Origin of the sequence: Bacillus cereus group sp. BfR-BA-01524, assembly GCF_022662595.1 — a bacterium.
Classification (GTDB): Bacteria; Bacillota; Bacilli; order Bacillales; family Bacillaceae_G; genus Bacillus_A; species Bacillus_A thuringiensis_S.
Genome location: NZ_JAKUDW010000009.1, coordinates 26,800 through 47,992 on the forward strand (window position 1 = coordinate 26,800; position 21,193 = coordinate 47,992).

The window sequence follows — 21,193 nt, forward strand, 5'->3', positions numbered from 1 at the left end:
TAAGAAAAGCCGTTCAGGGTGCTGAGATGCACACTTTGAACGGCTTTTTTTATGAGAATTGTTTAAGTGCTCTTTCGGCTAGTAAAGCAAAGTATTCGGCACTTATAGGCAGTGCCTCTTCATTAATTGTAAAAGCAGGATGATGCCATTCATGTGTACCGCTCGTTCCCATAAAGACGAATGAACCTGGTATTTCCTGTTGGTAAAATGAAAAATCTTCTCCAGCCATTGACGGACTAGGCGAGATGATATTAAGATTCATCTTTGTGGCAACGTGAGTAGATAAGTCTGTAAGAGCTTTATCGTTGTGAACAGCAGGAGGACCTGAAAAAAAACGGAATTCCGTTTTTACACCTAATGCATCAGATACACCTTTAATAATACGCTCCATGAGTGCTGGGATCTTTTCACGTGTTTCAGCTTGGAACGTGCGAATAGTTCCTTCTAACGTAGCTTTTTCAGGAATCACGTTCCACGTATTTCCTGCATGAATATTTGTAACACTAACAACCGCATTATGAGATGAACTTATATTTCGGCTTACAATTGTTTGCAGTGCCATCACAAGTTGAGAGGATGCGACAATAGGATCTACGCCAGCATCTGGTACAGCCGCGTGTGTACCAACTCCGTGAATTTCAATTTCAAATCGATCAACTCCGGCCATCAGTGGACCATCTTTAATGCCAATTGTACCTACTGGTAAATCAGGTTTATTATGCATGCCGAAAATCGCTTGCACATTACGTAAATGTCCAGCATCAATAACTTTGCAAGCGCCATTACTACTTTCTTCAGCTGGTTGGAATATGAAGCGAATCGTTCCATTTAGGGAAGATTCTCTTTCTTTTAATAAGAAAGCAGTACCTAAAATAGCAGCTGTATGAAAATCATGTCCACAAGCATGCATTTTCCCTGGCACTTTAGATGCATAGGACACATGTGTTTCTTCTTGAATAGGAAGGGCATCAATATCAGCACGAACTGCTACAATTGGCCCGTTTTTATTACCAGATACTTCAGCGATAATTCCTGTTTCTAAATTGGAATCAATGATAGTAATGTTTTTTTCTTCTAACCAATTTTTTATTGCTTTTGTTGTTTCGAACTCTTCATATGATAGTTCTGGATACTCATGTAAATGTCGGCGGATGGAGATAAGTTTTTCTTTTAGGTGATTTGAAATAGATACCATGTAGTATGCCTTCTTTCTTAAGCAAAATATTTACCATAAGTATACAACAATAAAAGAGAGGATTCTCAAATGGAAATCCTCTCTCGTTTATCTCATAAAAGCCCGATTGGTTCAACTAATTAAAGTTTCACTTTATGCTGCGACTTTTTTATGCGTATGATGTTTACGATAACGTCCACGCATTGCGTATGCAATTTGCGGGATTGCAATCCCAATTAATATAAGTGATACACCGAACCATTGTGAAGATAGTACAGCCTCTTTTAAAACGAATACTGACATAATTGTTGTAACTGGTAGTTCCGCTGCACCAAGAATAGTCGCTAAGCCAGAACCGATTTTTGGAATCCCGATTGTAAAGGCAATAGATGGAATGACGATACTAAATGTTCCTAATCCTAAACCGTATTTCCAAAGACCTTGAGAAATGGCACCATTAAAAATAAATGTTGGTGGGAATACAATCATGACTAAAGTTAAAGCACCAGTCATTAAGAGAACACCGCGCGGTAATGAAGGTACTTCAACAGCAACTTTTCCGCTCACGAAAATGTATGTTGCGAATGTAACAGCAGATAATAAACCTAAAATGATTCCAGTCGTATCGAAAGCACCTGCTGATTGTTCTAGTAAACCACTTGATAAAAATGTCCCTACAAGTAAGAAAATAACAGAAATAACTTTTTCTCTTGAAGGTAATGTTTTTGTTGCGACTGCTTCAATGATAATTCCGACCCAAACGAATTGGAATAAAAGAATAATTGCAATAGAAGCTGGTACAGTTTTTAATGAGGCATAATAAAAAATTCCGGTAAAACTTGCAGATGTTCCTGCAACGAATAAAAGTAATGCTTGCTTTAAAGGAACGCGATGTCTAGAAAATAGAAGTGTAATAGCAAGCAAAATAATCCAACCGAACAAATATTGGCTGCCAATTACCTCTCCAAGTGAAAATCCTTCTGCATATGCAAGCTTAACAAAAATAGCTAAAATTCCATAACTACACGCTCCTAATAAAACTAAAAGAGAATAACGAAGCATGAAAAATTCCTCCCATCTATATGAAGTTGTTCCGTATCGAAAATATATAACTAGAGGGAAGTATACAAAATTAGAAATAAAGGGTCAAATGAAAGAAAAGTATGACATTTTATAGAATAATAATAAAAGTATGATATTTATGCATAATCTTGAAATTATTAATAGTAGAAGTATTATAAAATCAACTTTGCATTGTATAGAGATAGCATTTGAAAAAAATATTTTTTAAACCAATATGTATATAGACGTACTAGTAGCGTGCTAATTATTTGAGAAACTATGTTACCTTTGTTATGTTAATAACAATTAAAGGAGTTTCATAATGCATTTGAGTTTTTTCTATATAATAGAAGGAAATGAAAACGTTTTATTAGAAACTGTGAGGAAATATGTTTTTTCTTATTGCCACGTTGTAAAAGTGATTTCACGAATTGTTCATAGTATTTTTATGTGTTTTTGTTACAATATTTAGGGAGAGGAGTGGAATGATGCAAGATATTAGTATTTTTTTAGCGTTTGGCGCCGGGTTCTTATCATTTATTTCCCCATGTTGCTTACCGCTTTATCCGGCATTTTTATCGTACATAACAGGTATGTCGGTTTCTGAATTGAAAGAAGAAAATGCAATGCTTCGCAAAAGAAGTATGATACATACAGCGTTTTTCTTACTTGGATTTTCAATTATATTTATTGCAATTGGATTTGGTACAAGTTTTATTGGAGGAATCTTTACTGACTATAAAGATTTAATCAGACAGTTAGGTGGTATCTTTATCATCGTGTTCGGTTTAATTATTGTCGGGGTGTTTAAGCCGAAATTTTTAATGCAAGACCGTAAATTTACATTTAAAAATCGTCCAAGTGGCTATTTTGGATCAGTACTAATTGGATTAGCCTTTGCAGCAGGGTGGACGCCATGTACCGGACCAATTCTAGTGTCCGTAATTGGATTAGCAGCAACAAACCCAGAATCAGCAATGATTTACATGATTGCTTACATACTAGGGTTTGCTATCCCGTTTTTCGTACTGTCATTCTTTATTACGAAAATGTCTTGGATTAAAAGAAATAGTATGGCCTTCATGAAAATCGGAGGATATATTATGATTGTTATGGGTGTCTTCCTATACTTTAACTGGATGACGAAAATTATCGTATATTTCTCAAGTTTATTTGGTGGTTTTACCGGTTTTTAGTATTATTCTGCGAAAATGTTGGAAATACTAACGGAAAAGCATATAATGAAAGTATATTTTGCATATAGCCACAAAAAAGGATGAGAAAATATGAACATAGTTGTTTTATCCAGTATCGTTGCTGTTTGTATGGCTGTCGGTGCGATGTTTATTCGTTTAAAAGCAGCTAAGAAACCTGCAACATTGAAAAAAATTATACTTCCACCATTTTTTATGAGTACGGGCGCATTGATGTATGTTTTTCCTGAATTTCGATTAACTCCAGCAGAAATGTTAGAAGCGATTGGTGTCGGTTTGATTTTCTCTATTTTTCTTATTAAAACATCTAAATTTGAAATTAGAGGACAAGAGATTTATTTGAAGCGTTCAAAAGCCTTTGTTTTTATATTAATTGGATTACTTGTAGTGCGGATTGTATTTAAAACATACTTAAGCCAATCTCTTGATTTAGGACAACTTAGTGGCATGTTCTTCTTACTAGCGTTTGCGATGATTGTGTCATGGAGAATTGCAATGTATCGTTCCTTTACGAAATTACAGAAGGAAATGGAAAAAGAAGATGGTTTTTATAATGAAAAAGATATGAAGCTAACTTAAAAACTGTATATGTACCAAATAAAAAGACAGCGTCAAAGGCGCTGTCTTTTTATCGAAAATAATATGAAGTTACTTTGCGAGTAAAGATTGATAGTTAGAATAATCAATCTTTTTTTCTTGTAGTTTTTTAATTAAAAATTTATGATCACGCTTTGGTGTGGCAATGATATATCCTTTAATAATTAAGTCTTGTGTAATTTGAGAGGCATTTTCTTGTAATGCAAGTTCCCCGATTTTTCCAGCGATCTTTGATTTTGCAACATCGCGAAATAGTTCTGGAACAGGACTTACAAGCTCTTCTAACAATTGTTTTTGTTCGTCAGCCCATAAATGTCTCGTTTTATTTATGTAGTGTTCTTCCCAATCCAAAATGGACATGCCGTCTTCTTTTGGCAATCGTTTTAAAAATTTTCTGAACATAAAGTATCCACCGATAGACATAAGCCCTAATAAAATAACCGTCCATAATACAATGAACCAACTGAACCATCCTTCGAGCAAGCATATCCCCCCCTTAATGATAGCGGTTTTCTTTTATTCATATTATATACAGTGAGATTCATAGAAAGCAAGAACGCTTGGTCATTTTGACCAAGCGTTATAGTTTAAACGAAGTATAGTTGTTCAACACATAAATTATTATTATCGTCTTCAACATACTCAATAATAAGTGTGCCAACTTTACGATCTTTATCTTCAGTTGTGAAAATAGAGTAAGAAGTAAAACGTGTTTTTGATAGGCCGCTTATATGTGTAGGTAAAGAAATGTAGTCGTTATCGCGAAAGAATTCCATCAGTTCAATATCCTCAAATTCTTTTCGGTCAACTTGTTTGTTTGTATAGCGGCGTTGAAGTTGTTTTAAAGATTCATTCCAAGAAATTGCTTTTGTGTCGTATACCATTGTTCTATCTCCTTACTGTATGTAATTATTAAGAACATACGTTCTAATATAGTATACTCTTTTTATTAGAAAAGGGAAAGCAAAAAATAATGTAAGCTTGGAGTTCCAAGCTTACATTATTGATGCGTCCGTCATAATCTCTATTTTTCATTATAAGTTAGATAAGAATAAGAAACAAGATGATATATATAATGTTTAGAGTTTTCAAAATTCTGTATATTATAGGTGTACTAAAGTGTAAGGGAATGAGAGGCGTGGCATACGTAATTTCACTGCAAGGGCCGATGGCTAGCGGAAAAACAACATTAGCAAAAAGATTAGAAAAGAGAGGGTTTCGAGTTATATATGAAAATCCATATCCAATTGTAGAGAAGCGAAAAAAATTGAATTTAGATATGAATTCAAAAGTAGGGTTTATTATGAATCAAAAAATGTTTATGGAAGCAAAAATTAAGGAGTTTCAAAATGTGAAAGATTCAGTCGTAATTTTTGATCGCGGACCAGAAGATATTGAGTTTTTTACACTCTTTTATCCAACGATTATAGGGGAAGAGTGGGATATAGAAGCTGAATTGAAAGATGAATTATATGAATTAAGAGAATGCCGTTCGGATGCGATTTTTTACTTAGATGTTACGAAGAAGAATGTATATGATAGAAAAAATAATGATAGAACAAGAAACAGAAGTACGTTTGAGGAGCAATTTAAATTAGTAGAAACTGAAAAAGACTGGTATAAACAATTTCCTGTAAATTATGTGGACACGAATAGATTAACAGTGGACGATTTAGAGGTATATTTTATGGACTGGTTAAAGGAGAGAGAGCTATGAAAAAAATACTTTTACTTGTATACCCAACATTTGCAGAATTTGAAATAACAGTAGCAACGGCATTGCTGAAGAATAAATTTGAAATCATTACAGCGGGCTTAACAAAAGAATTGATTATAAGTGAAACAGGTTTGCAAGTGCAACCACATATAGAATTAAGGGAAGTGCATGTAGAAGAATATGAGGGAATTATTATTCCAGGTGGGGATGAGATACATATGAAGGATGCAGAAGGACTCTTTTCAGTCATTCGCCAATTTCACGAACAAGAAAAATTAGTAGCTGCTATTTGCGCTGGACCGTATGCGCTAGCAAAAGCAGGCTTATTCAAAGAAATCTCGTATACAGTGACCATAGATTATCAAAAACTTGATTGTTTTCCAGTAGAAAATTTTGTGTATAAAGAAGTTGTGCAACACTCAAATATTATTACAGCACAAGGACATGCATTTGTACCATTCGGAATAGCGATTGCCTCTTACTTTGGGATAGCGAATGAACATAATACAAATTTTTATGGCGGTAAGGGTAATGTGATGATGGAGAAACTTTTATCTGAAAATGTATAAAAGCTAGCGAATGCTAGCTTTTTTCTTTTTTACACCGATAAATAACTAAAGTTTTCGGATCGCGCCATATACAGTTATGAAGTGATAATTCATTTTCTACTTCTTCTTTTAGCCATACCTTCATTTCCGCGTGAAGAAGTGTATTATCAGGTATATTTAGCGACGGAAACATGCTAGAAATATAGTTTACTATTGGGGTAGAATGATGAAAAACGAGCGCATTATGAATAACTGTTTCTTCAACAGTTGGAAAAACGGATTGTAATATCTCTTTACCGTTTTCTAAACAAAATGGAGTGACTGATGATGTTGTTTTCGGTAAATCAAATGCGTCTAACATGCGGTTACACATTTCAACTATACGAGGTAATGTAACACTAGAATTTGTTGTAGCTAAAAGTGAGCCACCGGGACGAATTACTTTATGGAATCCTTGAATTGTTTTTTCAACATCTTTCATGTGATATAACATATGTCTTGCGATTATTAGGTCATAATAATTTGTTTCGAAAGGGAGTTTACTAGCATCCCCTCGTTTCCATTTTATTAAGTTATTCGTCTTAGCAGCTTCAGCAAGCATAGCTTCGGATTGATCCAACCCGGTTAATGGGCCTTTATGACCATTTGTTTGTAAAAGGGAAAGGAATTTTCCGCTAGCGCACCCAACTTCTAATATGTTTTCTTCCCCTTGAAGTTGTAAATGTTCAATAACGATTTCATCTAAATTCACTTGTTTTTCTTCGTAATGTTTATGCGTATCGATACGTGTTTGTAAATTGTTACTGACGCTATATTGCCTTTTTACATCATTCATTTTTTCATATTCCACTTTCGTACAAAATTGTTGGATCGCATGTGTTAATACATCCGTTTTCTTTAAACCTTCGTAATGGAGTGCTGATTCAAACCTTTCAAGTAATTTTTCTTCAATTCGAAAATGAATATCTTTTCGCTTTGTCATTGAAATCTCGCCCCTTTGTATCTGTTAGTGAGACTATAGCACGCCTGAAAAATTTGTGTAAATCATTTGTGTACACAAATGGAGGAGATTAAAAAAATGTTTGAATGTGAGTTTAAACTATTGACGATTTAACCGTTTTCATATATTCTTAAATTAAGTAATATTCAAATAATTCAAAAGAAATGAGAGAGTCACATGCTTCTTCAAGGAACACATCGAATTGGTCGTATGGCCATGCTGTTGGCACTTGCGGATGAAAATGAAAGTCCTGTATTATCCATTCCAAAAGGTTGGAAGTATTGTACGGGGAAAGTGGGTTCGATGAATTCGCAAAAGGTTGTCGCAGCAATGGAAACAGCGGCTAAGAGCAACCAAGTTATTGAAACAGACGTTTACAGAGAAACACATGCACTTTATCATGCAATTATGGAAGCTTTGTACGGAGTGACGAGAGGTCAAATTCAGTTAGCAGACGTTCTTCGTACAGTAGGACTTCGGTTTGCGATTGTGCGCGGTACACCATACGACGGAAAAAAAGAAGGCGAATGGGTTGCTGTTGCATTATATGGAACGATTGGTGCACCTGTAAAAGGATCTGAGCATGAGGCGATTGGTTTAGGAATTAATCACATATGATTTGCCCATAGTCTATTAGTTAGAAGGGGGCCTTACTTTTTTTAGGACAGAAGTCTGTCTTAAAAAGATAAGGTCCCCTTTTGCCTTTTTAAGGAGGAAAAATGATGATTACGTTAACAGGACATACATTGACAGTTGAAGAAATGAAGAGGTTATTACTTGAAGGAGAAGGTGTAACAGCTTGTCCAACTAGTATGCAAAAGGTAGCGGAGTGCCGCGAAGTAGTTGAGAAAATTGTAGAGGACGGAAAAGTCGTTTACGGTATTACAACTGGATTTGGAAAGTTTAGTGATGTGCTAATTCAAAAAGATGATGTAAAGGCACTTCAACATAATTTAATTCAGTCACATGCATGTGGGATAGGTGATCCATTCCCGGAAGAAGTATCGCGCGGAATGTTAATTTTACGAGCAAACACGATGCTTAAAGGAGTATCAGGCGTAAGACCGCTTGTTGTAAATATGCTTCTTGAGTTTGTAAATCGTAAAATTCACCCAGTTGTCCCGCAACAAGGTTCGCTTGGTGCGAGTGGAGATTTAGCACCTTTATCTCATCTTGCGCTCGTATTATTAGGCGAAGGTGAAGTGTTCTATAAGGGGAAACGCGTTCATGCAATGGTTGCTCTTACAGAAGAAGGTCTTGAGCCGATTGAACTTGAAGCGAAAGAAGGTCTTGCATTAATTAATGGTACGCAGGCGATGACAGCGCAAGGAGTTCTTTCTTATATAGAAGCAGAAGCAACGGCGTATCAAGCTGAATTAATTGCTTCGATGACAATTGAAGGGTTACAAGGCATTATTGATGCATTTGATGAAAATGTTCATAAAGCACGTGGTTATAAAGAGCAAGTGGATGTAGCAAGCAGAATTCGTGACATTCTTCATGATAGTAAGTTAACAACAAAACAAGGAGAACTACGTGTACAGGATGCCTATTCACTTCGCTGTATCCCGCAAGTACACGGTGCTTCTTGGCAAGTTTTAAATTATGTGAAAGAAAAGCTAGAAATTGAAATGAATGCAGCGACAGATAACCCACTTATTTTTGATGGCGGAGAAAAAGTAATTTCAGGTGGTAACTTCCACGGTCAACCAATTGCATTTGCGATGGACTTCTTAAAAGTAGGGATGGCAGAACTTGCAAATATTTCAGAGCGTCGTATTGAGCGTTTAGTAAATCCGCAATTAAATGATTTACCTCCATTTTTAAGTCCAGAACCAGGACTTCAGTCTGGTGCAATGATTATGCAGTATGCAGCAGCGTCACTTGTTTCTGAAAATAAAACGTTAGCACATCCAGCGAGTGTAGATTCAATCCCGTCGTCAGCTAACCAGGAAGATCATGTAAGTATGGGAACAATTGCTTCACGCCATGCACATCAAATTATTCAAAATGCAAGACGTGTTCTTTCAATTGAGATGATTTGTGCGATGCAAGCGGCAGAATATCGCGGAATTGAAAATATGAGTACAGTGACGAAGAGTTTCTACCATCAAGGGCGTCAGCAAGTACCTTCTATTACAAATGACCGCATATTCTCAACGGATATTGAAAATATTGCACATTGGTTAAAAACGAATTATTCGATAAAAGAAAGATTAGATGTAAACGCAGCACTATAAAATGAGAAAAGGGAGAGATTGAAATGGAAAAAGTACAACAAACAATTCGCGCGCCAAGAGGTACAGAGTTACAAACAAAAGGTTGGGTGCAAGAAGCAGCACTTCGAATGTTAATGAACAATTTAGATCCTGAGGTAGCTGAAAAACCAGAAGAATTAGTTGTATATGGCGGAATTGGCCGTGCAGCTCGTAACTGGGAAAGCTACAATGCAATCGTAGATTCATTAAAAACGTTAGAAAGCGATGAAACGTTACTTGTTCAATCAGGAAAACCAGTAGCAATTTTTAAATCGCATGAAGATGCGCCGCGCGTTCTATTAGCGAACTCAAACTTAGTACCAAAATGGGCGAATTGGGATCACTTCCGAGAACTAGAGAAAAAAGGACTTATGATGTACGGACAAATGACAGCTGGTAGCTGGATTTACATTGGAACACAAGGGATTCTACAAGGAACATATGAAACATTTGGTGAGGCAGCTCGTCAACATTTCGATGGTTCATTAAAAGGTACATTAACACTTACTGCTGGTTTAGGTGGTATGGGTGGTGCACAACCTCTTGCTGTAACGATGAATGGCGGTGTTGTCATTGCTATTGATGTAGATAAGCGCAGCATCGATCGTCGTATTGAAAAGAGATATTGTGATAAGTATACAGAATCATTAGAAGAAGCATTGGCTATTGCAAACGAGTATAAAGAGAAGAAAGAGCCTATTTCAATTGGATTATTAGGTAATGCAGCAGAAATTTTACCTGAGTTAGTAAATCGTAATATTATCCCTGACTTAGTTACGGACCAAACATCTGCTCATGATCCATTAAACGGTTATATTCCAGTAGGTTATACGTTAGATGAGGCAGCGAAACTTCGTGAAGAAGACCCAGAACGTTACGTACAATTATCAAAAGAAAGCATGACAAAGCACGTAGAAGCAATGCTTGCGATGCAAGAAAAAGGCGCAATTACATTTGATTATGGAAATAATATTCGACAAGTTGCTTTTGATGAAGGTTTGAAAAATGCTTTCGATTTCCCGGGATTTGTTCCAGCATTTATTCGTCCATTATTCTGTGAAGGAAAAGGACCATTCCGCTGGGTAGCTCTTTCTGGTGATCCAGAAGATATTTATAAAACAGATGAAGTAATTTTACGAGAATTCGCTGACAATGAGCATTTATGTAACTGGATTCGTATGGCGCGTCAACAAGTGGAGTTCCAAGGGCTTCCATCACGTATTTGTTGGTTAGGTTACGGTGAGCGTGCGAAGTTTGGCCGCATCATTAATGAAATGGTGGCAAATGGTGAATTATCAGCACCAATCGTTATTGGTCGTGACCATTTAGATTGCGGTTCAGTAGCATCTCCAAACCGTGAAACAGAGGCGATGAAAGACGGTAGTGATGCAGTAGCAGACTGGCCAATTTTAAATGCATTAATTAATAGTGTAAACGGTGCGAGTTGGGTATCTGTTCACCACGGTGGCGGCGTTGGTATGGGTTATTCACTTCACGCTGGAATGGTTATTGTTGCAGATGGAACAGAAGCAGCAGCAAAACGTATTGAGCGCGTATTAACTTCTGACCCTGGTATGGGTGTTGTTCGTCACGTTGATGCAGGGTATGACTTAGCAGTGGAAACTGCGAAAGAAAAAGGCGTTAACATTCCAATGATGAAATAAGGGGGAGAAAACATGCTGGACACTTTACTAATAAATATCGGTCAATTACTAACAATGGATCAAGAAGATGGCTTGTTAAGACGGGAAGCGATGAACACGCTTCCTGTTATCGAAAACGGTGTGGTTGGAATTGAAAATGATGTAATCACTTTCGTTGGAACAGCGGAAGAAGCGAAAGGACTTCAGGCGAAAGAAGTTATTGATTGCGGCGGAAAAATGGTTTCTCCTGGTCTTGTCGACCCGCATACTCATCTTGTATTTGGTGGATCTCGCGAAAATGAAATCGCACTAAAATTACAAGGAGTTCCGTACTTAGAAATTTTAGAACAAGGTGGAGGTATTCTTTCAACTGTAAATGCAACGAAACAGGCGTCGAAGGAAGAGCTTGTTCAAAAAGCGAAATTCCATTTAGACCGTATGCTATCTTTCGGAGTTACTACTGTAGAAGCGAAGAGCGGTTACGGATTAGATGATGAGACGGAATGGAAACAATTAGAGGCAACTGCACAATTACAAAAAGAGCATCCGATTGATTTAGTTTCCACATTTTTAGGTGCTCATGCAGTTCCGAAAGAATATAAAGGTAGATCGAAAGAATTTTTACAATGGATGTTAGACCTACTACCAGAAATGAAAGAGAAGCAATTAGCGGAGTTCGTTGATATTTTCTGTGAAACAGGTGTGTTCTCTGTCGAAGAGTCAAAAGAGTTTTTATTAAAAGCGAAAGAGCTTGGCTTTGATGTGAAAATTCATGCAGATGAAATCGACCCTCTTGGTGGTGCGGAAGCAGCGGCAGAAATTGGTGCAGCATCAGCGGACCATTTAGTTGGCGCTTCTGATAAAGGGATTGAAATGCTTGCAAATTCGAATACAGTAGCAACGTTATTACCAGGAACAACTTTCTATTTAAATAAAGAAAGCTTTGCTCGTGGTCGTAAAATGATTGATGAAGGTGTTGCAGTTGCGTTAGCTACAGACTTTAACCCAGGTAGCTGTCCAACTGAAAATATTCAGCTTATTATGAGCATTGCGATGCTAAAACTGAAAATGACACCAGAAGAAGTGTGGAATGCCGTAACGGTTAACTCATCATATGCCATTAACCGTGGTGATGTAGCTGGGAAAATTAGAGTTGGTCGTAAGGCAGATTTAGTTTTATGGGATGCTTACAATTATGCTTACGTACCGTATCATTACGGCGTAAGTCATGTGAATACAGTATGGAAGAATGGTAATATTGCATATACAAGAGGTGAACAATCGTGGAGCACGGCCACTATTTAAAGAAAAATGCAAAGTTTATTGATCGTGAAGTGACAAAATGGAGTGAGATGATTAAAGATTGGGAGGAAGGCGTAGAAATATTCGGTGCTGCCTTAATTGGAGCACCCCTTTCTAAACCATCTATTAGTCATTCAGGAGCAAGTTTTGCTCCAAAAACAATTCGTGCGATGTTAGATGCATACAGCACATATGCAATTACAGAAGAACACGATATGAAAGAAAGTGTCTTATATGATTGCGGCGATATTACGATGCATGTGACGGATATAAAAGAAAGTCATAACCGAATTGCGAAAACAGTTGGTCATGTAACGAAAGTAAATCCGAACATCATACCAATCGTTCTTGGTGGTGACCACTCGATTAGTTTTCCGAGTATAACAGGCTTTGCAAACAGTAAAGGAAAGGTCGGGATTATTCAATTTGATGCTCATCATGATTTACGTAATTTAGATGATGGAGGCCCGTCAAATGGTACACCATTCCGTAGTTTACTAGAAAATGATGTCATTACAGGAAAACAACTTGTTCAAATTGGAATTCGTAATTTTTCTAACGCACGTGCGTACCATGAATATGCAATAGAGCATGGCGTAACAGTGTATACAATGAAAGACGTACGAGAGCGAGAAATAAAAGATATTATCACGGAAAGTATTGAAGTATTAAGAAAACAAGGTGTGACTTCTATTTATATTTCTCTTGATATGGATGTACTAGACCAAGCGTTTGCACCAGGTTGTCCAGCAATTGGGCCTGGTGGAATGGATAGTACGACTTTACTAGATGCGATTGAATTCCTTGGTAAAGAACCGCTCGTTCAAGGGATGGATATAGTAGAGATTGATCCAACTCTTGATTTCAGGGATATGACGAGTAGAGTAGCAGCGCAAGTGATTATGAGTTTTCTTTTAGCGAGGGAAATAGTTAGTAAGCAGGTTAGTATATAGACGGAAAAGTAGATCTTTATCTATGCCTTATCAAAAACACATTACTACTCAAATGTAGTGATGTGTTTTTATGTTAAAAGAGAATGGATGTTTGTGGAACCGTTAATAAAATTGCGGGTTTTTATAGTGTATTATGTAAATTTAATTTCTTGCTTCTGAAGTATTGACGTGTAAAATAATTTTATGATAAAATAAAAATTTTGCTAAAAAACTAAAAGTATGTTAAGCTTGAGAAGGTTACCATATATGGAGGTGGATTATTTGTTTCAAATTGGCGATAACATTGTTTATCCAATGCAGGGAGCAGGTATAATTAAAGCCATAGAAGAGAAGGAAGTCTCAGGAGAAAAACAACAGTATTATGTTATAAAAATGTCGGCTAGTAATATGGAACTAATGATTCCAGCAGGGAGAATATTGAATTCGAATATACGACCAGTTACGGATATAACCGCATTAGCACACATAATGCATATTTTTCAACATGGGGAATCAGATAGATTACTTACGTGGAAACAAAGGTATAAATTGAACACTGATAAAATAAAGACGGGTAAAATGCAAGAAGGTGCTGAAGTTGTGCGTGATTTAATGCGTATACAGAAAGAAAAAGCACTTAATGCAAGCGAAAAGAAGATGTTAGATAACGCATATGAATTTTTGATTAGTGAACTGGGATTAATTGAAGGTATCACAGAAAATCAGATAAAAAGCTTTTGTTAAGGTTCATTACAAATAATGTATTATATCCCAAAAAAGATCTTGAATTTTTTGGGAACATAATTATAGAAAATTTATCATTTCAAAGACATTCAACTCTTTCACACCACTTTTAGAGCATTACCTCTATTGTTATTACTACAATCAAATCCATTTTTATTTTTAAATTTCATTTATGAATGTTCGAAGTTTAATTGAATACTTCGATAAAATAGTTACTTGATCTTTGCAATCCTGATTCACACTGGCACGGACGAGGAGCCGTAAGGATGAAAGAGAGGTAGGGCTTTCATTGTTTTAGGTATATAAGTTATTATTTTTAGAAGAATACTGAACCATATTCACTTCTATTGATAAGGTATTTTTTATATTAAAGAGATAAATGAATTGACAGCCATATATGTTCAACAAAAAAGGTTTCCTTCTAAGGAAACCTTTTTAATATTATTTATAGCATTTTATTTTTTTGATATTCGAATGTTTTATTGTAAAGTCGTAAAAATTGACGTTACTATCTAAAAGTAAGTATGATGCGATTATAGTAAGATTTTTTAGGGGGAAAAAAGATGACAAGTTCAAGTAATAAAGCAGCGAGTATTTATGAAGGAACAAATGTAAACGCTGGTGGATCTTTTGAAAACGTTGAAGAAACAAAGTTGTTTGATCCAATTCAAATTGGAGCTTGGTCTCTTCGTAATCGTATAGCAATGGCACCGATGACAAGATGCTTTGCAGATAATGAGACTGGAGTAGTTGGCGCTGATGTAGTGGAATACTACAGAAAACGTGCTGCGGATGGAATTGGACTAATTATTACAGAAGGAATTGTCATTAGTCCGAGAGCAAAAGGGAACCCAGGAGTACCAGGTATTTATACACAAGAACAAATCAATTCTTGGAAACCTGTTACAGAGGCAGTACATAAAGAAGGCGGGACGATTATTGCTCAAATATGGCATGTTGGGCGTATGAGTCATCATGAAATAATTGGTGGTCAAATGCCGCAAGCACCATCTGCTATCGCTGCAGAGGGAAATGTTCCACGTTTTCGTAAACCGTTTGATACGCCAGAAGCAATGACGTTAGAAGAAATACAAGAAGTGATCGGTCAATACGCACAAGCTGCGAAAAATGCGATCGAAGCTGGATTTGATGGAGTAGAAATTCACGGTGCACACGGATATTTAATCGATCAATTTACGTATGAGTTTGCGAATAAGCGAACAGATAAATATGGCGGTAATTTAAAACAAAGGTTAACGTTTATGAAAGAAGTAACGGCGGCTGTAATAGAAGCTGTTGGAGCTAATAAAACACTTCTTCGTTTCTCTGCTTTCAAAGGTGATAATCCTGCTTATATGTGGGAAAACCCTGAGCTTGCAATTGAAACGTTCGTAAATATGTTCAAAGAAGTTGGATTAACGATGATACATCCTTCAACGATGAACTATACGCAAGAGATTGCTGACGGAAAGAATTTTCATCAACTAGTAAGAAAATATTGGGATGGTACGATTGTAGGGGTTGGTAATTTAAATCCGAAAGAGGCCGAAGAAGCGTTGCAAGAAGGAACGATTGATGTAGTGGCATTTGGCAGACCGTTAATTGCTAATCCAGACTTTGTTCATCGAATTAAACATGCTGAAAGTTTAGTTGAATATGACGCGAAAGAGCATCTTGCTACGTTAGTATGAATAAAGATAAAAGGAGAGCACATCGAGTGTTTTCCTTTTATTATGGGATTTCATAGGGGGAAGCGGGATGAGTGAAACGCTACTCGTTATTATTAGTATATTACTATTTTTAATGTTGCTTTTAATCGTCTTTTTTATCATTACATTTTTTATAAAAAAACGAACACATCATTCTATTTTAAAGTTACATCCGTACTTAGGAAGAATGCGCTACTTACTGGAAAAGATAGGGCCTGAATTTCGACAATATTGGTTTGATCATGATACGGATGGAAAGCCTTTCTCACGTTATGATTTTCAAAGTGTTATGTTTTTAGCGAAATATCGCTCTGAAATACTTGGTTTTGGATCGAAACGAGATTTTGAATCTTCTGGCTATTATATTGCTAATACATTATTTCCAATATTAACTGAGGAATTAAGTGTGAATCTCACGCAAGAGCGGGAAGGTAAAAAGTACGTGATTCATAAAGAAGGGTTATTTTCAAGAAGAGAAAAATTGACAGCGGATACAACGAATCTTTGGCTGTATGAAGAAGAAGATGCAATTATAGTCGGTGAGAACCGTAAATATCCGTGGAAGCTACATGGCATGTTTGGTGCATCTGCGACTTCTTACGGCGCGATTGGAGAAAATTATATTTTAGCGAGTGGTTTTGGAGCAAAAATGGCAGGCGGATCGTGGATTAATACTGGTGAAGGTGGCGTTATTCCAGAACATTTACATACAGGAGCGAATATCGTTGCGCAAATTGGTCCAGGGTTATTTGGATACCGTGATGAGGACGGTAATTTTTCAATGGGAAAATTCATGGAGAAAGCGAAAGAAAGTAATATTAGAGCATTCGAATTGAAATTTGGGCAAGGTGCTAAAATACGTGGTGGTCATCTAGAGGGACAAAAAGTAAATGAGAAAATTGCTTCTGTTCGCAACGTCAGAAAGGGAGAGACGATTAATTCACCGAATCGATTTTCATTTTTAAAGAATGCAGCGGATACACTTTGTTTTATTCAACAGTTGCAAGAAAGCGGGGGTAAACCAGTTGGAATGAAAATTGTAATTGGTCAGCAGGAGCCTTTGGAAGATTTAATAAAAACAATGAAAGAACTAAACATTTACCCAGATTTTATTACAATAGACGGTTCAGAAGGCGGATCAGGGGCAACGTATAAATCGATGGCAGATTGTATGGGACTGCCACTTATTCCAGCATTACTTACATTTATCGATACAGCAAATTATTATGGTGTGCGTAACAAGTTTAAAGTATTTGCATCGGGTAAATTAATCACACCAGATAAAGTGGCGATCGCTTTAGCGATTGGAGCGGATGCTGTAAGTTCAGCCCGCGGATTTATGATGGCAAGCGGCTGTATTATGGCTCTTCAATGTAATTCTGGCCAATGTCCATCTGGTGTAGCTACGACGAATCCGCATTATCAAAAAGCGTTAGATCCGTATGAGAAGAAGTGGCGAGTCATGAATTATATTATTAGTATGAGATATAGTTTATTTTCATTAGCAGCGGCAGCCGGAGTGAAGAGCCCGCGCCATTTAATGAGAGAGCATATTGTGTTTAAAGATGAGGTGGGGAGAGTAGTTCCTCTTTCGGAATTGTTTCCTATAGTAAATCAAACCTAAAAGTATATTTGATATGTAAGATTTTTTAAAGGAATAATCATATTTTTGGAAAAATTAGGAGTATAATAGGGAAGTATTTTAAAAATGACTATTTTTAGGGAGAGATTCACTTGCAGCAAGGTTCTTACAGTATTACAATTTTTTTACTCGTCATAGGGCTCGTTATATTTAGACGCATGCGCTCTATGAATCGACCAATTAATAATAAAGGAAGACGACTACTATTGCCATTATTTTTCTTATTACCAGGTTTTTCTTTATATGCTGCACCGATACAACTTGCTGATTGGCAAATTGGTATAGCTGCTGGGATCGGACTGTTATTGTCAATTCCACTTATTATTTTAAGTGGGTATGAAGTCAGAGAAGATGGTCAAATTTATGCAAAAAAAAGTATCGCTTTTATTGCTACATTTTTAGTTATCGTTCTTTTACGTGCTTATTTTAGAAGACATTTACAAGGTTTAGATCCAAAGTCAATCGGCATTCTTTTCTATACTCTTGCGGTTTGTTATATAGTACCTTGGCGTATTGGATGCTATATGAAATTTCGTAAAGTATATGTAGAGAAAGCGAAAATTGAGACGTCAATAAGCTAAAAGTCATACATTTGTATGGCTTTTTCTTTTGAAATTTATCGGGTAAACGAATGAAAATAAGGTGTGAAAAAACACTGTTTAATTTTCTGAATATTATTGCTTTAATTTCTTGAAAAATCATTGTAATCCACTGCGATAAAGGCGTTTATAAAGGTTTTCACATGTAATGAAAAGTGCTCGTTCACTTGAAAGAACAAAAAATGTTTGTTAAGGTAGGGAACCATAAGCGAAAACAAGAAAATAGAAAAAGTCATTTTTCGAAATTTTGAATGGCTTATGGAATAAGGGAGAGATTTGGTGAAGATTGAAATTATGGTTTCGCTTGCTATTTATATGGCAGGTATGTTGTATATCGGATATTGGTCTTATAAGAAGACATCCGATTTATCAGATTATATGTTAGGTGGAAGGGGACTCGGTCCAGCAGTTACAGCTTTATCAGCTGGTGCTTCTGACATGAGTGGGTGGATGCTAATGGGATTACCTGGTGCGATGTATGCAACAGGATTATCAAGTGTATGGATTGCGATAGGTTTATTAATAGGTGCTTATGCAAACTATTTAATCATTGCCCCACGTTTACGAACGTATACAGAAGTGGCAAATGATTCAATTACGATTCCAGACTTTTTAGAGAATCGGTTTAAAGATCGTACGAAAATACTTCGTTTTGTCTCCGCTATCGTCATTTTAGTATTTTTCACATTTTATGCGTCGGCTGGTTTAGTTTCAGGTGGACGTTTGTTTGAAAATTCTTTCAACCTGAATTATAAAATTGGTTTATTTGTAACAGTGGGTGTCGTTGTTGCGTATACACTATTCGGTGGCTTTCTAGCCGTAAGCTGGACGGACTTTGTACAAGGTTGTATTATGTTTATTGCGCTTGTACTAGTGCCAATTGTTGCTTTTACGGATGTCGGTGGTGTAACAGAAACATTTAATACGATTAAACAAGTCGATGCATCGCATTTAGATATGTTTAAAGGGACCACAATACTTGGCATTATTTCATTTTTAGCATGGGGACTTGGGTATTTTGGTCAACCGCATATTATTGTCCGTTTTATGGCAATCACCTCTATTAAAGATTTAAAGACTTCTCGTAGAATCGGTATCGGTTGGATGACAATTTCAATTATAGGTGCAATGCTTACTGGTCTAATTGGTATCGCTTATTATGCTAAAAATAATGCGACATTGCAAGACCCAGAAATGGTCTTTGTAACATTCTCCAATATTTTATTCCATCCGTACATTACAGGATTTTTATTATCAGCTATTTTGGCTTCGATTATGAGTAGTATTTCCTCACAATTACTTGTTATTTCAAGTGCAGTAACGGAAGACTTCTATAAAACATTTTTCCGTCGTAATGCAAGTGACAAAGAACTTGTATTTATCGGTAGATTGTCAGTATTAGTAGTAGCTATGATCGCAGTTGTTTTAGCGTATCATCCAAGTGATACAATTTTAACACTTGTAGGTTATGCTTGGGCTGGATTTGGTTCAGCATTCGGACCAGCCATTTTATTAAGTTTATATTGGAAAAGGACGAATAAATGGGGTGTTCTTGCAGGTATGATTTTTGGTGCAGTAGTTGTTATAGCATGGGTACAAATTCCAAGTTTAAAAGCAATTATGTATGAAATGGTACCTGGATTCTTCTGTAGTTTATTAACTGTTATCGTTGTAAGTTTATTAACGAAAGAACCCGTTAAGGCAGTTCATCGTGAATTTAATGAGATGGAAGCAGTACTGAAAGAAGAAATGAAATGATTTGCAAAAAGAGTAAACGATGAATAGCGTTTACTCTTTTTACATGTAAAATGAAAGTAAGGACTTATTGACAATAAAAAATAAGTAACTTATAATAAATCTTGAGTTCGAGATAAATAACATTCTAAATCAAGGTTTATTATAATTATAGATTGAACAAATATTTTTTTGTAGATTATCTCGAATTCGAGATGATTTCTATAGGTTAGACACTAATACGTAATTTTATAATCGATATCTCGAATTCGAGATAAAATTATAATGACGGATTTTACTTTGTAGCATGGACAAAATGAATAATGAATTTAAATGTAAAAGAATTTTTATAATGAAATAAAAAAGGAGTGGAAGAAATGGAAAAGAAAACAATAGGAATCCATCACATTACAGCGATTGTAGGGCATCCACAAGAAAATGTAGATTTTTATGCTGGTGTATTAGGGTTACGTTTAGTGAAACAAACAGTGAATTTTGATGATCCAGGTACGTACCATCTTTATTTTGGAAATGAAGGAGGAAAGCCCGGAACAATTATTACGTTTTTCCCATGGGCAGGTGCTCGTCAAGGTATTATTGGCGACGGTCAAGTAGGAATTACGTCTTACGTTGTACCAAAAGGTGCAATGGAGTTTTGGGAAAATAGACTAGAAAAATTCGATGTTTCGTATACAAAAATGACTCGTTTTGGAGAGCGGTATTTAGAATTTGATGATCCGCATGGTTTGCATATAGAATTAGTTGAAAGAGAAGAAGGCGAATTAAATAATTGGAGTTTTGGAGAAGTTACACCAGAAGTAGCAATTAAAGGGTTTGGAGGTGCTGTTCTTTTATCTGCACAGCCTCAAAAAACAGCTGAATTGTTAGAACATATTATGGGTCTTGAGAAAATTGGAGAAGAGGGTGAATTTGTTCGATTCCGTTCTTCTGCTGACATTGGAAATATTATTGATTTGAAATTATCAACAATTGGTCGTGGCCAAATGGGTGTTGGCACAGTTCATCATATTGCTTGGAGAGCGAGTGACGACGCAGATCAACTAGACTGGAAAGACCATGTGTCTCGTTTTGGATATCACGTAACTCCTGTACAAGACCGAAATTATTTTAACGCGATTTATTTTAGAGAACATGGTGAAATCTTATTTGAAATTGCAACAGATCCTCCTGGTTTCGCTCATGATGAATCGTTAGAGACGATGGGTGAGGAATTAAAGTTACCGGAACAATATGAACAACATAGAAAACAGATTGAACAAACGCTTTTACCATTTGAAGTGAGAAATTTAGATTAAAG

At 36.2% G+C, this 21,193-nt stretch carries 21 protein-coding genes; 16 read left to right on the top strand and 5 right to left on the bottom strand.

The annotated features are described in order from the left end of the window. Window positions 1–49: 49 nt before the first annotated feature. Together MR170_RS04720 and MR170_RS04725 are read right to left on the bottom strand one after the other, a co-directional pair. Window positions 50–1,195, bottom strand: coding sequence for a M20 peptidase aminoacylase family protein (locus MR170_RS04720; protein WP_043936447.1), 1,146 nt, complete (start codon window positions 1,193–1,195; stop codon window positions 50–52). A gap of 132 nt (window positions 1,196–1,327) precedes the next feature. Beyond that, complete coding sequence (locus tag MR170_RS04725) at window positions 1,328–2,236, bottom strand: EamA family transporter (protein ID WP_000947043.1); 909 nt, start codon at window positions 2,234–2,236, stop codon at window positions 1,328–1,330. Window positions 2,237–2,558: 322 nt separating this feature from the next. On the opposite strand from MR170_RS04725, the gene MR170_RS32440 reads away from it, so the two are divergent. The 3 genes from MR170_RS32440 to MR170_RS04735 all read left to right on the top strand — a co-directional run bounded on the left by MR170_RS32440 (window position 2,559) and on the right by MR170_RS04735 (window position 4,029). Further along, window positions 2,559–2,708 (top strand): hypothetical protein, encoded by a 150-nt coding sequence (locus MR170_RS32440; protein WP_002152557.1) that lies wholly within the window; start codon window positions 2,559–2,561, stop codon window positions 2,706–2,708. 16 nt (window positions 2,709–2,724) lie between these two features. Then, window positions 2,725–3,432: a cytochrome c-type biogenesis protein CcdA gene (gene ccdA / locus MR170_RS04730; RefSeq protein ID WP_001152674.1), complete on the top strand. Its 708-nt coding sequence runs from the start codon at window positions 2,725–2,727 to the stop codon at window positions 3,430–3,432. Between the two features lie 90 nt (window positions 3,433–3,522). Further along, on the top strand, window positions 3,523–4,029 hold the full coding sequence (locus tag MR170_RS04735) for a CcdC family protein (RefSeq protein ID WP_001028640.1): 507 nt from the start codon (window positions 3,523–3,525) through the stop codon (window positions 4,027–4,029). A gap of 69 nt (window positions 4,030–4,098) precedes the next feature. Here the strand turns inward: MR170_RS04735 and MR170_RS04740 are convergent, their stop codons facing one another. Next, window positions 4,099–4,530: a DUF2621 domain-containing protein gene (locus tag MR170_RS04740; RefSeq protein ID WP_000889371.1), complete on the bottom strand. Its 432-nt coding sequence runs from the start codon at window positions 4,528–4,530 to the stop codon at window positions 4,099–4,101. Between the two features lie 104 nt (window positions 4,531–4,634). Then, window positions 4,635–4,931, bottom strand: coding sequence for a hypothetical protein (locus MR170_RS04745; protein ID WP_000262400.1), 297 nt, complete (start codon window positions 4,929–4,931; stop codon window positions 4,635–4,637). Between the two features lie 245 nt (window positions 4,932–5,176). Between MR170_RS04745 and MR170_RS04750 the strand changes: the two genes are divergently transcribed. After that, on the top strand, window positions 5,177–5,764 hold the full coding sequence (locus tag MR170_RS04750; protein WP_242307390.1) for an AAA family ATPase: 588 nt from the start codon (window positions 5,177–5,179) through the stop codon (window positions 5,762–5,764). Further along, window positions 5,761–6,333 (top strand): DJ-1/PfpI family protein, encoded by a 573-nt coding sequence (locus MR170_RS04755; protein WP_016080634.1) that lies wholly within the window; start codon window positions 5,761–5,763, stop codon window positions 6,331–6,333. The genes MR170_RS04750 and MR170_RS04755 overlap by 4 nt, the downstream gene beginning before the upstream one ends. Window positions 6,334–6,346: 13 nt before the next feature. Here MR170_RS04755 and MR170_RS04760 read toward each other — a convergent pair whose 3' ends face one another. Continuing rightward, window positions 6,347–7,294 (bottom strand): class I SAM-dependent methyltransferase, encoded by a 948-nt coding sequence (locus tag MR170_RS04760; RefSeq protein ID WP_242307391.1) that lies wholly within the window; start codon window positions 7,292–7,294, stop codon window positions 6,347–6,349. Between the two features lie 195 nt (window positions 7,295–7,489). Between MR170_RS04760 and hutP the strand changes: the two genes are divergently transcribed. The 11 genes from hutP (at window position 7,490) to MR170_RS04815 (ending at window position 21,191) form a co-directional block, all read left to right on the top strand. Next, complete coding sequence (hutP, locus tag MR170_RS04765; RefSeq protein ID WP_000926516.1) at window positions 7,490–7,930, top strand: hut operon transcriptional regulator HutP; 441 nt, start codon at window positions 7,490–7,492, stop codon at window positions 7,928–7,930. Window positions 7,931–8,034: 104 nt separating this feature from the next. Then, on the top strand, window positions 8,035–9,552 hold the full coding sequence (hutH, locus tag MR170_RS04770) for a histidine ammonia-lyase (RefSeq protein WP_000631871.1): 1,518 nt from the start codon (window positions 8,035–8,037) through the stop codon (window positions 9,550–9,552). Between the two features lie 23 nt (window positions 9,553–9,575). Beyond that, window positions 9,576–11,234, top strand: coding sequence for a urocanate hydratase (gene hutU / locus MR170_RS04775; RefSeq protein WP_242307393.1), 1,659 nt, complete (start codon window positions 9,576–9,578; stop codon window positions 11,232–11,234). A 12-nt stretch (window positions 11,235–11,246) separates the two neighbouring features. Continuing rightward, a complete protein-coding gene (hutI, locus tag MR170_RS04780) occupies window positions 11,247–12,518 on the top strand; it encodes an imidazolonepropionase (protein ID WP_000887549.1) in 1,272 nt (423 codons plus the stop codon). After that, entirely contained in the window at window positions 12,497–13,468 is a 972-nt protein-coding gene (hutG, locus tag MR170_RS04785) for a formimidoylglutamase (protein WP_043936441.1), read from the top strand. Before hutI ends, hutG begins: the two co-directional genes overlap by 22 nt. Window positions 13,469–13,729: 261 nt before the next feature. Then, the gene (locus tag MR170_RS04790) at window positions 13,730–14,191 is read left to right on the top strand and encodes a CarD family transcriptional regulator (protein WP_172452095.1); all 462 of its coding nucleotides are present in this window, start codon (window positions 13,730–13,732) and stop codon (window positions 14,189–14,191) included. Between the two features lie 563 nt (window positions 14,192–14,754). Continuing rightward, window positions 14,755–15,882 (top strand): alkene reductase, encoded by a 1,128-nt coding sequence (locus MR170_RS04795; RefSeq protein WP_043936440.1) that lies wholly within the window; start codon window positions 14,755–14,757, stop codon window positions 15,880–15,882. A gap of 67 nt (window positions 15,883–15,949) precedes the next feature. Beyond that, window positions 15,950–17,524, top strand: a complete 1,575-nt coding sequence (locus MR170_RS04800) for a glutamate synthase-related protein (RefSeq protein ID WP_242307396.1) — start codon at window positions 15,950–15,952, stop codon at window positions 17,522–17,524. A gap of 110 nt (window positions 17,525–17,634) precedes the next feature. Next, entirely contained in the window at window positions 17,635–18,123 is a 489-nt protein-coding gene (locus MR170_RS04805; protein WP_043936438.1) for a cytochrome c biogenesis protein CcdC, read from the top strand. A gap of 297 nt (window positions 18,124–18,420) precedes the next feature. Beyond that, on the top strand, window positions 18,421–19,899 hold the full coding sequence (gene putP / locus MR170_RS04810) for a sodium/proline symporter PutP (RefSeq protein ID WP_242307402.1): 1,479 nt from the start codon (window positions 18,421–18,423) through the stop codon (window positions 19,897–19,899). A gap of 353 nt (window positions 19,900–20,252) precedes the next feature. Next, window positions 20,253–21,191: a ring-cleaving dioxygenase gene (locus tag MR170_RS04815; protein WP_242307403.1), complete on the top strand. Its 939-nt coding sequence runs from the start codon at window positions 20,253–20,255 to the stop codon at window positions 21,189–21,191. The last annotated feature ends 2 nt before the right edge of the window (window positions 21,192–21,193 follow it).

Bases quoted from the DNA above. Each gene is read 5' to 3' on its own strand.
- MR170_RS04720 (WP_043936447.1), bottom strand. From the start codon at position 1,195: ATGGTATCTATTTCAAATCACCTAAAAGAAAAACTTATCTCCATCCGC.
- MR170_RS04725 (WP_000947043.1), bottom strand. From the start codon at position 2,236: ATGCTTCGTTATTCTCTTTTAGTTTTATTAGGAGCGTGTAGTTATGGA.
- MR170_RS32440 (WP_002152557.1), top strand. From the start codon at position 2,559: ATGCATTTGAGTTTTTTCTATATAATAGAAGGAAATGAAAACGTTTTA.
- ccdA (WP_001152674.1), top strand. From the start codon at position 2,725: ATGCAAGATATTAGTATTTTTTTAGCGTTTGGCGCCGGGTTCTTATCA.
- MR170_RS04735 (WP_001028640.1), top strand. From the start codon at position 3,523: ATGAACATAGTTGTTTTATCCAGTATCGTTGCTGTTTGTATGGCTGTC.
- MR170_RS04745 (WP_000262400.1), bottom strand. From the start codon at position 4,931: ATGGTATACGACACAAAAGCAATTTCTTGGAATGAATCTTTAAAACAA.
- MR170_RS04750 (WP_242307390.1), top strand. From the start codon at position 5,177: ATGAGAGGCGTGGCATACGTAATTTCACTGCAAGGGCCGATGGCTAGC.
- MR170_RS04755 (WP_016080634.1), top strand. From the start codon at position 5,761: ATGAAAAAAATACTTTTACTTGTATACCCAACATTTGCAGAATTTGAA.
- MR170_RS04760 (WP_242307391.1), bottom strand. From the start codon at position 7,294: ATGACAAAGCGAAAAGATATTCATTTTCGAATTGAAGAAAAATTACTT.
- hutP (WP_000926516.1), top strand. From the start codon at position 7,490: ATGCTTCTTCAAGGAACACATCGAATTGGTCGTATGGCCATGCTGTTG.
- hutH (WP_000631871.1), top strand. From the start codon at position 8,035: ATGATTACGTTAACAGGACATACATTGACAGTTGAAGAAATGAAGAGG.
- hutU (WP_242307393.1), top strand. From the start codon at position 9,576: ATGGAAAAAGTACAACAAACAATTCGCGCGCCAAGAGGTACAGAGTTA.
- hutI (WP_000887549.1), top strand. From the start codon at position 11,247: ATGCTGGACACTTTACTAATAAATATCGGTCAATTACTAACAATGGAT.
- MR170_RS04795 (WP_043936440.1), top strand. From the start codon at position 14,755: ATGACAAGTTCAAGTAATAAAGCAGCGAGTATTTATGAAGGAACAAAT.
- MR170_RS04800 (WP_242307396.1), top strand. From the start codon at position 15,950: ATGAGTGAAACGCTACTCGTTATTATTAGTATATTACTATTTTTAATG.
- MR170_RS04815 (WP_242307403.1), top strand. From the start codon at position 20,253: ATGGAAAAGAAAACAATAGGAATCCATCACATTACAGCGATTGTAGGG.